The organism is Komagataeibacter xylinus NBRC 15237 (assembly GCF_001571345.1).
GTDB classification, from domain to species: domain Bacteria; phylum Pseudomonadota; class Alphaproteobacteria; order Acetobacterales; family Acetobacteraceae; genus Komagataeibacter; species Komagataeibacter xylinus.
The window spans coordinates 19,883-34,981 of the sequence record NZ_BCTP01000032.1 but is presented as its reverse complement, the minus strand read 5'-3'; the positions used below and the strand labels follow the sequence as shown (position 1 = coordinate 34,981).

The 15,099-nt window shown below is 64.2% G+C and carries 12 protein-coding genes and 1 tRNA gene; 1 reads left to right on the top strand and 12 read right to left on the bottom strand.

What is annotated here, in order from left to right; translation table 11 throughout:
• Together GXY01S_RS11975 and GXY01S_RS11965 are read right to left on the bottom strand one after the other, a co-directional pair.
• Positions 1 to 509, bottom strand: a 509-nt coding sequence (locus tag GXY01S_RS11975; protein WP_061275385.1) for an autoinducer binding domain-containing protein, incomplete at its 3' end; no start/stop codon positions are given.
• Positions 510 to 892: 383 nt separating this feature from the next.
• Positions 893 to 968: transfer RNA gene (locus GXY01S_RS11965), tRNA-Asn, on the bottom strand.
• Between the two features lie 144 nt (positions 969 to 1,112).
• On the opposite strand from GXY01S_RS11965, the gene GXY01S_RS11960 reads away from it, so the two are divergent.
• Positions 1,113 to 2,195, top strand: coding sequence for an ABC transporter substrate-binding protein (locus GXY01S_RS11960; protein ID WP_061275382.1), 1,083 nt, complete (start codon positions 1,113 to 1,115; stop codon positions 2,193 to 2,195).
• 222 nt (positions 2,196 to 2,417) lie between these two features.
• Here GXY01S_RS11960 and GXY01S_RS11955 read toward each other — a convergent pair whose 3' ends face one another.
• The 10 genes from GXY01S_RS11955 to ftsZ all read right to left on the bottom strand — a co-directional run bounded on the left by GXY01S_RS11955 (position 2,418) and on the right by ftsZ (position 15,034).
• On the bottom strand, positions 2,418 to 3,356 hold the full coding sequence (locus tag GXY01S_RS11955) for an ABC transporter permease (protein WP_061275380.1): 939 nt from the start codon (positions 3,354 to 3,356) through the stop codon (positions 2,418 to 2,420).
• Complete coding sequence (locus GXY01S_RS11950) at positions 3,353 to 4,417, bottom strand: ABC transporter permease (protein ID WP_061275378.1); 1,065 nt, start codon at positions 4,415 to 4,417, stop codon at positions 3,353 to 3,355. The genes GXY01S_RS11955 and GXY01S_RS11950 overlap by 4 nt, the downstream gene beginning before the upstream one ends.
• A complete protein-coding gene (locus GXY01S_RS11945; protein ID WP_061275376.1) occupies positions 4,417 to 5,976 on the bottom strand; it encodes an ABC transporter ATP-binding protein in 1,560 nt (519 codons plus the stop codon). The genes GXY01S_RS11950 and GXY01S_RS11945 overlap by 1 nt, the downstream gene beginning before the upstream one ends.
• Positions 5,977 to 5,995: 19 nt before the next feature.
• The gene (locus tag GXY01S_RS11940) at positions 5,996 to 7,123 is read right to left on the bottom strand and encodes a BMP family ABC transporter substrate-binding protein (protein ID WP_061275374.1); all 1,128 of its coding nucleotides are present in this window, start codon (positions 7,121 to 7,123) and stop codon (positions 5,996 to 5,998) included.
• A gap of 200 nt (positions 7,124 to 7,323) precedes the next feature.
• Positions 7,324 to 7,530, bottom strand: a complete 207-nt coding sequence (locus GXY01S_RS11935; RefSeq protein ID WP_129551331.1) for a hypothetical protein — start codon at positions 7,528 to 7,530, stop codon at positions 7,324 to 7,326.
• Positions 7,531 to 7,536: 6 nt separating this feature from the next.
• The gene (gene ligA, locus GXY01S_RS11930; RefSeq protein ID WP_061275370.1) at positions 7,537 to 9,681 is read right to left on the bottom strand and encodes an NAD-dependent DNA ligase LigA; all 2,145 of its coding nucleotides are present in this window, start codon (positions 9,679 to 9,681) and stop codon (positions 7,537 to 7,539) included.
• A 1-nt stretch (position 9,682) separates the two neighbouring features.
• Positions 9,683 to 11,404 (bottom strand): DNA repair protein RecN, encoded by a 1,722-nt coding sequence (gene recN / locus GXY01S_RS11925; protein WP_061275368.1) that lies wholly within the window; start codon positions 11,402 to 11,404, stop codon positions 9,683 to 9,685.
• Positions 11,405 to 11,443: 39 nt separating this feature from the next.
• Complete coding sequence (locus GXY01S_RS11920; RefSeq protein ID WP_061275366.1) at positions 11,444 to 12,328, bottom strand: outer membrane protein assembly factor BamD; 885 nt, start codon at positions 12,326 to 12,328, stop codon at positions 11,444 to 11,446.
• An 82-nt stretch (positions 12,329 to 12,410) separates the two neighbouring features.
• Positions 12,411 to 13,367, bottom strand: coding sequence for a UDP-3-O-acyl-N-acetylglucosamine deacetylase (lpxC, locus tag GXY01S_RS11915; RefSeq protein WP_061275364.1), 957 nt, complete (start codon positions 13,365 to 13,367; stop codon positions 12,411 to 12,413).
• Positions 13,368 to 13,525: 158 nt separating this feature from the next.
• Entirely contained in the window at positions 13,526 to 15,034 is a 1,509-nt protein-coding gene (gene ftsZ / locus GXY01S_RS11910) for a cell division protein FtsZ (protein WP_061275362.1), read from the bottom strand.
• Between the last annotated feature and the right edge of the window lie 65 nt (positions 15,035 to 15,099).

Sequence of the window (15,099 nt, the reverse complement as noted above, 5' to 3'; positions counted from 1 at the left end):
GTATAAGTAATCAGCATGGCGAGCTGACAATAACGGGTATGGTACTGGCCAACAATCAACTGGATCAGGGCCTGTGTCTGGAAGTCGATTTCTTTTTCGGGCGAGGCCACGCTGACCAGCAGTAACATGCCGGGCGTAAGGTGAAGCGGGATGGCATGCCCGGCCTGAAAACCGACATCCCTAAATTCATTCATTATTTTCTTCTGGTCGGCGTTGCAAATATAGGCCTGATCCCAGTTATAGGGTGTCAGACCGTGGTTTACCGGGTCAATGACAGGATCAATATTCTGATAATTGTTACGGGTGTAATGCTCCATCCAGTGAGCAGGGTAGGTCGTATCAATCAGGTAACGTTCATCACGCCGGGTTTTATGCACTGTGCCCGCGGCATGGGCAAACGGGCCAAGGCAGGCCAGAAGCGCGCGAAAAGCGTTATTGAGGCTGTCTGCGTCACAGGCCCGGCGCATTTCGGCAGTCAGATCGATGATATTTTTAAACAGGTCGATCATGATGTACTTATCGCTGCCTGTGTGCCGTCATGATGGTGGGGCCTACCATTTAAAACGCACGTCTGCGGTCACGGCGACTGAACCAACATTGTTCCCCGTATTGGTCTGTCGGTGTCTGCCGAATGCGTTGACGACCGGGTCCATGCCCCGCACACCTTTGAGCGGATAGGCCACGGTGAGGGTCGTGCCCTGTTCAAACAGAATGGGGCTGCTCTGGCTATGCTCGATTGCAAAAGGGCCAATATGATGGGGCAAGGTAAGACAGGCAGCACAAAAAACCGGCCTGAACGTATCTGCACGTTCCCGAAAGAGGCATTATCTATCACCGGCTTAGATTAAAAAATCCGCAACCTACTGATCTAGCACTAATTTTTAAGGAAATGTGGCTCCCGAAGTAGGACTCGAACCTACGACCCAGCGATTAACAGTCGCTTGCTCTACCAACTGAGCTATTCGGGATCAGCGTTGGTGAGCAGCTTATAGCCACACTGATGGGGGAGCGTAAACCCCCCTTTTGCACTTTTTTTAAAAAAGGGGAAAAAAGAGAACCCGGCAGGCTAAAAGAAGGGTAATGCCTTCGCATCTTGGGAGAAACCGCAGCCAATGGTCGAACAGAACAGGGAGGGAAAGCCACGCCAGTTGCTTCGCCGCGCACTCGTGCCCATGCTGGTGGCGGGCGGATGCGCCGTGGTGGGTTCGCAATGGGTGCAGAGCCGCCAGCAGGCGCGGCTTGTTCGCCGTGATGATGCCCTGCTTGATGGCCAGCCCCATGACATGACGCTGTCATGGCCCTACGCGCAATCCTCCACCCTGTATAATGTTGCCCTGCGGCAGGATTTTTTTGTGCAGTACCGCCTGAACGTGCAACTGCGCGAGGGTGTAGCCAACGGGCGTGACGCCATTGCCGACCTGCAGGCAGGGCGCGCCATGGCGGCGGTGGCCCCCGTGCTGTCATGGCTGCAGGCATGGCAGGCCAGCCCCGACCTGCCGGTGCGGCTGGTCATGGGGCTGCAGGCGGGCACCTTTCGCCTGCTGGTGCGGCGCAGGCTGCGCATTGCCAAGATCGAGGATCTGGTAGGGCGGCGCATTGCCGTGCTCAATGCCGATATGGCTGACCGGCTGTTTTTTTCCATCATCCTGCGCCGCAAGGGGCTGAACCCTGATACCGCGCCCAACTGGGTCATCCTGCCGCCCGATGAAATTGATGACGCGCTTGCCGCAGGCACGGTCGATGCCGTGGCCCTGCACGACCCGCTCGCCTGGCGGCTGTTGCGCAACCCGGTGCTTGATGTAGTGGAACTGGTCAATAGCGTGAACGGGTTATATGCCGGGCGCACCAATCTGGCGCTGGGCCTGTCCGCCGATGTGCTGCGCGATATGCCCGGGGCGGCCGTGGCCCTCGTGCTGGCTCTCTATAACGCAGCCCACTGGCTTCCCGCCCACATGACCGAGGCCGCGAGCCTGCTTGATGGCCGCGTTGATGGCATGCAGCAGGACGCCATATTGCAGATGATGCGCCACGAGGTGTTGGGCATCAGCCCCGTGGGTAATGACCTGAAAACCCAGATCGCGCGTTATGTCGATGAACTCAAGCTACTCGGTCAGTTCCCCGACAGCCTTAATTCCGCCAGCTACGCCCGCCGTATCTCCGCTGATATCCTGCATCCTGCCCAGCCCCGGCCATAAGAGACTGTTTGAAAAGTTGGCTCAGAAAACATCCAGCAATCATAAGAAAGTTTTTGGTGAAGCTTTTTTCAAAAAGCTTCACCAAAAACGCCGCTTTTTTGAAAAAAGGCAGTATCTGAAAACTTTTATTATTCTGTGCTCTGGCTCAGTAGAATTGCTCTAACTCATTGTTTATCGAGCATCTTCACCAGTTCGAATGTGTCCATTCAAACTGGATATGCTCTAGCGCACGTCGCGGTAATAAGGCTGGGCTAGCGCTGCAGGCGCTGCCATCACCCGGCGCATGCGGTGCCACACCACCACCGGCACGATGATGAAGGCCATGGTGCCGATATAGGGCAGCATGTTCAGGAAGGCGGGGTCAATCGGCCAGTTATGCGCCTGCCCCACAAAGGACAGCGCCGTAACCAGCCCGAACAGAAGGGCGGAGAGGGTGACGATAACGGGCCGGTAGCCCGCAAAGATCACCAGCGCCAGCGCGATCCATCCACGGCCCGCCACCATGCCCTCTGACCAGACCGGCACATAGGTCAGGGTCAGGTACCCCCCCGCCATGCCCGCCATGGCGCCGCCAAGGGTTACGTACCAAAAGCGCATGGCCATGACCGGAATGCCCGCCGCATCAGCCGCCGCCGGGTTCTCGCCCACCGCGCGCATGTTCAGCCCGTGCCGGGTGCGGAACATGATGAAATGCGCCGCCAGCGGCAGCAGCACGTAAATCGGTATGATCAGGATATTCTGCCCGAACAGGGCCGGGCCGATGATGGGGATGGAGGACAGCAGCGGAATGCTGACATGCCCGAAGGTCGTCTCCACCGGCTGGCCCGCGTAGCTGTGCCCCAGCGCGGTTGACAGCCCCAGGCCCATGAAGGTCGTGGCCAGCCCGCACAGCACCTGGTTGGCCCGCATCACCACTGCGCCAAAGGCAAACACCATGCCGCCCACGGCACCGACCATGATGGCCACCAGCAGCCCGACCCACGGTGAATGCATCGTGGAGACGGTCATCACCGCCGTCACAGCCCCCAGCGCCATAAGGCCCTCGACCCCAAGGTTGGTCACGCCCACGCGCTCGGCCAGCACTTCGCCAAGGGCCGCAAGGGCGAGCACGCCACCGGCCAGCACGGCGGTGGCCAGCATGCCTGTCAGCAGCATGATCATGAGGCTTTTCCCTTCGCGGGCTTGGTGGCGACGGGCCGGTAATGGGCCAGTTCATCGCCAATGGCGATCATGAACAGAATCAGCCCGGTAATGGCCAGAATGACCGAGGCCGAAAGCTGCTGCGTCTGCATGACAATGCCTGAATCAAGGATCAGCGCCATCAGTAGCGCCGCCGGGATCACGTTCAGGCACGACCCGCGCGCCAGCACCGCCACCACAATGCCCAGATAGCCGAAATTGTTGGCCATGCCGCCCTGCAGCCGGTGCACCGTGCCCGCGACTTCGAACATGCCCGCAAGCCCCGCCAGCCCGCCAGAAAGCAGCATGACCGAGATGATGCGCAGGCGCACCGGAATGCCCGCATAGCGCGCGGCCTCCGGGTTGGCCCCGCCAATGCGGATCTCATAGCCCCACCGCGTGCGCGACAGTATGAGCGCCAGCCCCACCACGATCACGATGGCAACGGGAAAACCCCAGTGCACGATGCCCCACATCTCGGGAATGGACACCGAAAGCCGCTGCGTCGAGACCTGCGCCCCGCTGATCCGGTCACGCCACGGCCCCGTGGTAAGGTAATAAGTGAGGAGCGATGCGATGAAGTTGAGCAGCAGCGTGGTGATGATCTCGTTCACCCCGGCATAGGCGCGGGCCAGCGTGGGCACGGTAATCCACGCCATGCCGCCCAGTATGCCCGCAATGGTCATGAGCGGCAGCATGATCAGCACCGGGCCATGCAGGCCAAGGGCCACGCCGGTCGCGGCAATGGCGCCAGCATAGAACTGGCCCTCCGCCCCGATATTCCATAGCCCGATGGTGCCACATACCGTAACCGCTGCCCCCGTGAGCAGCAGCGGGCACATGAACAGCATCAGGTCCTCCAGCCCGAAGCGCGAGCCAAGGGTGGAGCGCAGGATCAGTTCCGCCAGCATGCCAGGGCTGTGGCCTGACAGGGCCAGCACGCCCGCAATGATGCATAATGAAAGCGCAATGGCCACCAGCCGCAGGGCAAGAATGCGGCCCGCGGGCGCGGTGGGCAGGCGCTGAAAGGCGCGTGTCGCCATTACTGCGGCCCTCCCGGCTGGCGGTCGGTGGGTTCGCGGCCACCCATCAGCATGCCAATGGTGGCGATGTCCGCATTTTCCGCATCAATCACATCCATCATGCGTCCGTGGAACATCACCCCGATGCGGTCTGACACGTTCAGCAGGTCTTCCAGATCTTCCGAAATGAACACCACGGCCACCCCCTGGTCGCGCAGGTCGGTCAGGTAGCCCAGCATGGTGGCAATGGCCCCGATATCGAGCCCGCGCGCGGGGTAGGCGGCCACCAGCACCCGGCTGGCAATGCGGATCTCGCGCCGCGCCACCAGCCGCTGCTGATTGCCACCCGAGAGGTTGCGGATGGGCATGCCAAAATCGGGAATGCGCACCTGCGCAAGGTCCGCAATGTCATGTGCCAGCATGCCCGCAGCCCCCGCGTCATACAGGCCATGGCGGCCAATGGGGGGGACAGTATATTCACGCAATGCCATGTTGGTGGTGATGGACAGCGAGGGCGCAAGCGCGCTGCGCAGCCGGTCTTCGGGGATGTGGCCCACGCCCGCATGGGCAAACAGGGCCGGGTCGGCGCGGTCCACCACGCTGCCATCAAGCACGATCTCGCCCGATGTGCGGGCCATAAGCCCGGTCAGCACATGGGTCAGTTCGCGCTGGCCGTTGCCCGCAACGCCCGCAATGCCCAGGATCTCGCCGCCATGCAGGTCGAGGCTGACATCGCGCAGCGTGTCCACACCCCGGTCGTCGCGCACGCTGACATGGCGCAGTTGCATGATGGGTTGCGGCGCAATGGGGGCAGCGCCTTCAGGCCGCGCGCGCATGTCGCGCCGCACGATGTCACGCCCCACCATGGTGGCCGCCAGCATGGAGGGATTGCAGTCCACTGTGCGGAACGTGCCCACCTTGCGCCCGCCGCGCAGGACGCTGACGCGATCGGAAATCTCCATCACCTCGTCAAGCTTGTGGCTGATGATGATGACCGCATTGCCCTGCGCGCGGAAGGCCCGCAACGCGCGGAACAGCTCGCCCGTCTCCTCCGGCGTCAGCACGGCGGTGGGTTCATCCATGATCAGCAGCCGTGCCCGGCGCGCCAGCACGCGCAGGATTTCAACGCGCTGCTGCTCGCCCGCCGAAAGGTCGCACACCCGCGCGGCAGGATCGACAGGAAAGCCGAAACGCTCCGAAATCTCGCGCGTGCGGGCTTCCATCACGGCAGGCGAGGCGAGGCGGGGGGCCTCGTCCCAGCCGAGATGGATGTTCTCGGCCACCGTAAAAGCCTGCACCAGCTTGAAGTGCTGGTGCACCATGCCAATACCCGCACGGATGGCGTCCTGCGGGGAGGTGAAGGTCTGGCCGTAGCCATCGAGGATGGTCTCGCCTTCCTCGGGCTGGTAGATGCCGGTCACCACGTTCATGAGCGTGGACTTGCCAGCCCCGTTCTCGCCCAGCAGGGCATGGATCTCGCCCGGCCACACATCAAGGTCCACATCCTTGTTGGCGATCACACCGGGGAAGAATTTGCCAATGCCGCGCAACTGCAGCACCGGCGGCGTGCCCGGCGCCATGCCGGAGGGAGCCGCAGGGTTATTCAAGGCCCGATACTCCCGCCACCGCCCAGTCGGAGTGATAGATTTCAAGGTCGCTCAGCGCCGTGCCCGCGGGCACGCGCAGGCGGCCATGATTGTCGTATATGGGGCCGACAAAGGGGTTATGGCCCGCCAGCATGCGCGTGCGCATGTCATCGGCGCGGGCGGCCGCCTCGGGCGGCACGGTCGGCCCCCAGGCGTCGCGGTCCACGCCGTGGCCGAGGGTGAGGAAATGCCCGTCGGGCTGCCATGTGCCCGCCAGCAGGTTGCGCACCTGACTGATGTAGTAATCATTGAAGTCGAGGCACACGGAACTGACATAGGCCTGCGGCCCGTAATCGAGCATGCCGGTGTTCCACATGGCCGCCTTCAGCCCGCGCTGTATGGCCACGCGCAGATAGGCCGGCTCATCCATGATGCCGCACAGGAAATCACACCCGTTATCGGCTAGTGCTGTGGCCGCCTGCGTTGCCGCCTGCGGGTCGAACCACGCATTGATGGTGATGCTCTGTAGCGTGATGGCCGGGTTGACCGACTGCGCGCCCAGCAATGTTGCATTGGCCGAGGCATAGACCGAGGGAATGGGAAACGCGCCCAGAAAGCCGATCTTGTTGGTCTTGGTCATGAGGGCCGCGGCAATGCCGATGACATAGCTCGCATACCAGTGCGCCACGTAATACCAGCCCAGGTTGCCGGTTACATTGGTGCCATCGCATTCCATGAACGCGACATCAGGCGCCCGGTCCGACACATCTTTTATGAAGTCGCCATATTCCGATGTGGCCATGACCATCTGCGCGCCTTCGGCCACGAACTGGCGGAACAGCCGCGTGGCATCGGCGGAGTAGGGCACGCTTTCCACATAGATGGTGCGCAGTTTGGGGAAGGTGCGGCGCACGGCCTGCACGCCCCGGTCATGCACCATCGACCAGCCGCCATCGGTAATGGGGCCGGTATGGCCAAACGCCACGATGGCGTCGGATTCCGCCAGCGGCCTGCGCCATGCGGGCTGGGCCTGCGCCCGTGCGTGGCGGGGCAGCAGCAGGCTGGAGCCCGCGCCACCTGCAAGGCCCAGCATCTCGCGGCGCGTTGTCAGCAGCCGCCCCCGCGACCCTGAAACTGTCATAAGATGTCATCCCCCTGAAAAATCGATGCCGCACCCCGCTGCGGCGGCCTGGCGTGCTGGTCGGTCTGGTGCTCCCGCGCGTGTAAGCCCGTGTCTGGTTCCAGACTAAATGTTACGCGACAGGACCATGCAAGGCCACAGTTATGTTGTGCATCAGGGTGTTGCCTTTTTTCAAAAAGGCGATGGTTGGTGCCGCCTTTTCAGGTCCGGGGCTGCGGGTGGTGCTGGCCGTATAATTTCACAGTCAGCGCGAGATCATCAAAATCTTCCCCTGTCCGGATGGGCATGACCCCATGCCCGAGCAGGAGCGCGAGCGTGGCCCGGTCATCAATCGTCAGCGCCGCGTCCCTTTCGGCCACGGCGGCATGAAAGGCCTGCATGAGGCTTTCCGCCTGTGTGGACTGCAAGGCGTATCAGCCCTCGGCCTGCGGGGAAGGGGGCATGCCCGCAAGCACGCGCCAGCTTGCCTCATTCATCGTATCAATGCCCAGTTCGGTAGCCTTGCGCGCCTTGGAGCCCGCTTTTTCGCCCAGCACCACAAGATCGGTCTTTTTTGACACGCTATCCGACACCCGCGCCCCCAGCCGCTCGGCCACGGCGCGGGCCTCGGGGCGGGTCATGGTGGTGAGCGTGCCGGTAAACACGATGGTCTTGCCCGAAAGGCTGCCTGCCTCTGGCGCTTCCTCATCAAGCACGTGGGTCAGTTCGCCGGTCAGGTCATCCAGCGTTGCGCGGTTATGGGCCTCGGCAAAGAAGGCCACCAGTTCATCGGCAATGGTGGTGCCGATGCCGGTGATCGAGCCGAGTTCCAGCCGCTCGTCCGACCCCACGATGGCGGCCTTTTCCATCTGCGTGCGCCAGTTGGCCAGCGATCCGTAATGCCGCGCCAGCAGGCGGGCATTGCTGGTGCCAATGCGGCGAATGCCCAGCGCATAGATCAGGCGCGAGAGTTCGATGGTGCGCCGGGCTTCGATCGCGTTGACCAGATTGCGTGCCGAGACCTTGCCCCAGCCATCACGGGCCGCGATTTCTTCCTCATGCGCCCCAAGGCGGAAGATGTCGGCAGGTGTGCGCAGCCAGCCCAGTTCATGGAACTCGACAATGGTGCGGTCACCCAGGCCATCAATATCGAATGCATCGCGCGAGACGAAATGGATCAGCCGCTCCACCACCTGCGCGGGGCAGGTCAGCCCGCCCGAGCAGCGCCAGACCACCTCGCCCTCGGGCCGCTCGGCATGTGCGCCACAGACCGGGCAGGTATGGGGAAAGAGAAAGGGCTGCGTTTCATGGTCGCGCGGCAGCACCACGCCAGTTATCTGCGGGATCACATCGCCTGCGCGCTGCACATGCACAAGGTCGCCTTCGCGGATGTCCTTGCGCGCGATTTCATCCTCATTATGCAGGCTGGCGCGGGTGACGATCACGCCGCCTACATTGACCGGCTCCAAAAAGGCGACCGGCGTCAGCGCCCCGGTGCGACCGACCTGAATGTCGATTTTTTCCAACCGGGTGATGGCCTGTTCAGCCGGGAATTTCCACGCGATCGCCCACCGTGGGGCACGGCCCGCAAAGCCCAGGCGCTCCTGCAGGGCGCGGTCGTCGAGCTTGTACACAATGCCATCAATGTCGTAATCCAGCCCCGAGCGCTCGCGCGTCAGGCGCTCCATGAAGGCTTCGGCGGCCTGCGCGTCCGGCACCTGCGTGCTCAGCGGATTGACGCGAAACCCCCACGCGTGAAGCTGTTCCAGATAGCCATGATGCGTGGCGGCCAGCGGGCCATCGCAATAGCCCGCGGCATAGGCGAATAGCGAGAGCGGGCGTTTGGCCGTGATGGCGGGGTCAAGCTGGCGCAGCGAGCCTGCGGCGGCATTGCGCGGGTTGGCGAACGGCTTCTCGCCCGCTGCCTCCTGCGCTGCATTCAGTTCAAGGAACGCCTGCTTGGAGAGGAAGATCTCGCCCCGGATCTCGATCGTGTCGGGGCAGGGGGCGGGCAACTGGTCGGGAATATCGCGCAACGTGCGCAGGTTGGCGGTTACGTCCTCACCTTCCGTGCCGTCGCCGCGCGTGGTGCCGCGCATGAAACGCCCATGCACGTAGGTCAGGCTGATCGACAGGCCATCGATCTTGGGTTCCGCCACGAAGGAAAGTGCGCGCGCCTGCTCATCGCCCAGACCAAGGAAGCGGGCGATACGGCTGACGAAGCCCTCGAATTCCTCCCGCGAGAACACATTGTCCAGTGACAGCATCGGCACCATGTGCCGTTGGCGGCGGAAGGGACCGTTGGCGGGCGCGCCCACCGTCGCACTGGGGCTGTCGGCCCGGGCATGGCGGGGAAATTCCAGCTCCAGCCGCGTGTTGAGGCGGCGCAGCGCGTCATAGGTTGCATCATCGACCACCGGCGCATCGTGCTGGTGGTAGGCGGCATCAAGTGCGGGCAGCAGGCTGGCAAGCTGCTTGAGTGTGGCGGCCGCATGGGCCTCGGTCTGTTCATCGGCCGCGTAATCGGCCAGCAGCGCACGGGCCTGCGCGGCCAGTTCATCAGTCGGGGCTGCGGGCATGTCAGCCCCCTTTCAGCAGGCTGTCGGCCGCGGCACGGGCGGCGGGGGTGATGGTGTCGCCTGAAAGCATGCGGGCGATTTCCTCGCGCCTTGCCTGCGCGTCGAGCGGGGCGGCATGGGTTTCGGTGCGGCCCCTGTTCACGCTCTTGCTGATGCGCAGATGGGCGTCACCGCGTGCCGCCACCTGCGGGCTGTGGGTCACGACCAGAACCTGCACGCTGCGGCCCACGGTATAGAGCCGCTCGCCAATGGCCGAGGCGGTGGCGCCCCCGACACCGGAATCGACTTCATCAAACACCAGCGTGGGAATGGCCGAGCGCCCGGCCAGCACCACCTTCAGCGCCAGCATGAGGCGTGAAAGCTCGCCGCCCGAGGCGACCTTGGCCAGAGGCCCCGGCGGCTGGCCGGGATTGGCCGCGATCAGGAACGAGGCCTGTTCCTTGCCGCGCGCGTTCCATGCCTCGGCCTCAAGCGGCACGAGGGATACGATAAAGCGCGCGCGCTCCAGCTTGAGCGGCTTGAGCTCGGCCATCACCGCCTGCTCCAGCCTGCGTGCGGCTTTCTCGCGCGCGGCGGTCAGTTCAAGGGCGATTTCCTCAAACCGGGCGCGGGCCTCGGCCACGGTTTTTTCCAGTCCTTCAATGCGGGCATTGCCCGAATCGAGGGCGGCCAGCCGTTCGCTAAAGGCGGCAAGCAGCCCCGGCAGTTCGGGCACGGACACGCCATGCTTGCGGGCCTCGGCACGCAGGGCGAACAGGCGCTCCTCGGTCTGTTCCAGCAGGCGCGGGTCGGCCTGTGCGTCAGATGCCAGGCGCGAGAGCATGTTCTCGGCCTCGGCCAGAGCCTCTTCCGCGCGCTCCAGCGCGTTGAGCGCTTCCTGTGCGGCCACCTGCTCGGCAGCGCCCACGGCCTCGGGGTTGAGGTCGGTGGGGGCGGGCAGCAGGCGTTGCAGGGCGCGGCTGGCATTGCGCAGGGCGGATGCCGGGCCGGGGGACCGCCGGTCGCGCGGGGCCAGGTCGGCCAGGGCCGCGGCAATGGCCTCGGCGCGCCGTTCGCCCTGCTGCAGGGCCTGGCGCAGGCCCGCAAGCTGGGCTTCCTCATCCTCCTGCGGGGCGAGAGTGCCCAGATCGTCCACCGCCTGGCGCAGCCAGTCTTCCTCACGCGCCGCATTTTCCATTTCCGCGCGCGCCGTGGCCAGTTCTGCCGTGGCCTCGATCCATGTGCGGTAAGCGCCTGCCACGCGGCCCCGCAGCGCGCCGGGCACGCCAAAGGCGTCGAGCAGGTCGAGATGGGTGGCCTGATCGGCCAGGCCCATCTGCTCGTGCTGGCCCTGTATTTCCACCAGAAGGGTGGCGGCGCGGCGCAGCAGGCTGACGGCGACCGGCTGGTCGTTGATATAGGCGCGCGAGCGGCCATCGGTCGTGACCACGCGGCGCAGCAGGATCGGCTCGTGTTCATCATCGAGCATGATGCCCTGCTCGCGCAGCAGTTCATGCAGCGGGTGGGCGGGTACAATCTCGAAACTGGCGCTGACACTGGCCTGCCCGCAGCCCGCGCGCACGAGCGAGGCGCTGGCCCGCTCGCCCAGGGCCAGGCCAAGGCTGTCAAGCAGGATGGACTTTCCCGCCCCGGTCTCGCCCGTCAGCACGGTCAGGCCGGGAGGGAAGGCGAGGTCCAGTTTTTCGATCAGGACCACGTCCCGTATCGAGAGCTGTGTCAGCATGATCGGTTCCTGTTCAGCACGAAGGATCGTTGGCGGAAATCAGAAAACCGAGTGCCACGCCCGCTGGAAGATGTTGCGCCCCTGCTTGTTGTCCTTGCCGTCCACGCCCTTGATCAGGTGGTGGGCGCGCAGATGGACGTAGGCATCTTCGTACCACTTGCTGCTGGGGTAGTTATAGGCCAGCACGGAGCCGGTCTTGCGGGCCTGTTCGAGCAGGCCCATGTCGAGATACACCTCGACCAGCCGCTCGAGTGCTTCGGGCACATGGTTGGTGGTCTGGAAATCCTGCACCACGCGCTGGTAGCGCCCGGCGGCGGCGGGGAAGTCGTTCTGCTGCTGGTAGTAGCGGCCCACCAGCATTTCCTTGCCCGCCAGATGGTCGCGGCACAGATCGATCTTGAGCTGCGCATCGCGTGCGTAAGGGCTCTGGGGGAAGCGGGTAATCACCTCTTCCAGCGCATCCATGGCCTCGATGGTGCCCTGCTGGTCACGCTGCACGTCGGCAACCTGCTCGTAATAGCATAGCGCGCGCAGGTAGAAGGCATAGGCGGCATCGGTGCTGGTGGGGTGCAGTTCCAGAAAGCGGTCAAGCTGCTGCACGGCCTCGGGGTATTTGTTGAGCAGGTAGTTGGCATACCCCTCCATCAACTGCGCATTGGCCGTGTACTGCGAGTAGGGATAGTTGCGCTGCAGCGTGTCGAACTGGTTGACCGACAGCAGGTAGCGGTCTGAGCGCAGGGCATCGACACCGTTATTGTACAATGTCTCGGCCGAGCCGACGCGCGGCGCGCGCTCGTTGATGTTGCTTGCGCTGTTGCCGCATGCTGCCAGCAGCCCCGCAAGGGGCAGGAACGCCAGCCAGCGTGCCGGCTGACAGGGGCTGCGCGAAGGCTGCGGGGTTTGGTGTGATATGCGTGCGAACATGCCAGCTCTTCCAGTTACGGGAGCTTTATATCATGTGCCGGGTGTGGGTGAAGTCTCCGCGTGCGGATTTCACACTCCGTCATCACGCGGCCTGCGTGCAGGGCTGGCCCGCAGGCGTGCCGGCAGGGACGACATGCCAGTTCGCCTTGTCGGCAAACAGCTTGAGCAACAGGCGATTATTGAGTGTATGCCCCGATTTGTGCCCCCTGAAATGCCCTTCGATCAGGCCACCGGCCAGATACAGGTCGCCAATCGCATCAAGCACCTTGTGGCGCACGAATTCATCCGGGTGGCGCAGGCCGGCGGGGTTGAGCACGCTCTCGCCATTGACCACGACGGCATTGTCAAGCGAGCCGCCACGCGCGAGGCCTATGGCGTGCAGGTGCTCGATCTCGGGCTGGAGCACGAAAGTGCGCGCCCGGCTCAGGTGCTCGCGGAACAGATGGCTGTCAACCTGCGTGGCATAACGCTGCTGGCCAATGGCTGCAGCGGGAAAATCGATGGAGATATCAATGCCCAGACCCGGCTGCGTGGCAGGGGTGAGTTCGGCAAACGCGTCGCCTTCTTCCACCCGCACGGGCCGGGTTACATGGATCTGCTGGCGGCGGGCTTCCTGCTGCCTGCGGCCCGCGCATTCGAGCAGGAACACGAACTCGGCGGCTGAACCGTCAAATACCGGGATTTCCGGCCCATCCACCTCGACAAGCACGTTATCGATGCCACAGCCCGCAAGTGCCGCCATCAGGTGTTCCACCGTGGCAATGCGCGCGTCCTGTGGTCCGTGGCCAAGCACCGTGCTCAACTGCGTGTCCACCACCGTGTCGTAACGGGCGGTGACAGGCGGCATGGCGCAGTCGGTGCGGTGAAAGACGATGCCGGTATTTTCTGCCGCGGGCGAGAGGCGCAGGCTGATTCGCGCGCCGGTATGCAGGCCGGTGCCCACGCTGCTGATCGGCTGGCTCAGGGTATGCTGCATCTGCCCATCATGGCTGAATGGCGGCATGAAGGGAAAATGTGCGGGCGGCACCATGCCGTTCATTGCCTGTGTCCTTGACGGGAAGATGGGGGAACTCGCGGTAACTGGCATGGTGTCATGCTAGCGCCTTGTTCCCCGTCGGAACAGTCAAGGATTATTGCCTATTGTTACCTGTCTGCAAGTAATTGGCGCGGCCCGCAAGGGCCACGCCATGGTTCATGTCAGTGCGAGCGACGACGCAGGAAGGCGGGGATATCAAGCCCCCCGTCATCAGGCGGCGTGGCGTTGCCCGGCGCGGGCGGGGCGGAAGGCTGCGCCACGGGCTGCTGCTGCACCGAAGGCTCGGTGCGCTGGGGCTGCGGGGCTGCTTCGGGCTGCGGCGGGTTGGAATGGCGGCGCAGCGCCCCGGTCACGATGCCGAACAGGCTGCGCGGAGGGGCCTGTGGCTCAGGCGCCTGGGGCGGCCTGGCATTTTCCGTAAACAGGGGCGAGCGGGGCGAACTGCGCTGCGCCTGCGGCGGCACGGCGTTCGGCGAGGGCGCGCGTGGTGCGCCGGGCGGGCGCTGCGCGGCGCCGGGTGCCGGGGCATGGCCGGGCCGGGCCGGGGCCGCGGGGTGCTGTAGCGGGGGCGCGGACGGAGACTGCGGCGCGGCCTGTGCCGTGGTGGGGGCGACAGGCGGCGCGGCTGCTTCCGGCGCGGGCTGCGGCGGGCTTGCAGGTTCCGCTGCCCCGGCAGGCTGGGCGGCGCCCCGGCCCGGCGGGTTGTCGATACCCGTGGCCACGACCGAGACGCGGATCTTGCCATTGAGCGAGGTGTCGATGGCGGAACCGAAGATGATGTTGGCGTCTTCCGCCACTTCCTCGCGGATGCGGTTGGCCGCCTGGTCCACCTCGAACAGCGTCAGGTCCTCGCCGCCCGTGATGTTGATGAGCAGGCCCTGCGCGCCCTTCATGGAGGTGTCTTCAAGCAGCGGGTTCGAGATTGCGGCCTCGGCGGCGGCAATGGCGCGGTTATCGCCCTCGGCATCGCCCGTGCCCATCATAGCCTTGCCCATTTCCGCCATGATGGTGCGGATATCGGCAAAATCGAGGTTGACGAGGCCCGGCGCCATCATGAGGTCGGTCACGCCGCGCACGCCCATGTACAGCACGTTGTCCGCCATCTTGAAGGCGTCGCGCCAGCTCGTGCTTTCATTGGCCATGCGGAACAGGTTCTGGTTCGGGATCACGATCAGCGTGTCAACGAACTGCTGCAGCTCGGCAATGCCCGCTTCGGCCGACTTGGTGCGGCGCATGCCCTCGAACATGAAGGGCTTGGTCACCACGCCCACGGTCAGGATGCCGCGCTCGCGCGCCATGCGGGCAATGACGGGGGCTGCCCCTGTGCCGGTGCCACCACCCATGCCCGCGGTGATGAACACCATGTGCGCGCCATCAAGGTGGCGGGACAGTTCATCGCACGCTTCCTCCGCCGCGGCGCGGCCGATTTCAGGCTTGGCGCCCGCGCCAAGGCCCTGCGTCAGGTGCGGGCCAAGCTGGATGCGGCGGTCGGCCTTGCTGTGCGAAAGCTGTTGCGCATCAGTGTTGGCGACAATGAATTCCACCCCCTGCAACTGCGACTGGATCATGTTGTCCACCGCGTTGGTACCACCACCGCCAACCCCGATCACTGTAATGCGGGGGGTGAAATCGGAATGATTCTGTTGCGGGATGGTCAGGTTGAGGGTCATGCTGGGCTCCCGATGGATGGGGGTAGGCGTGCGGGCATACTAACGGCAAAAGTACAATAAAGGGT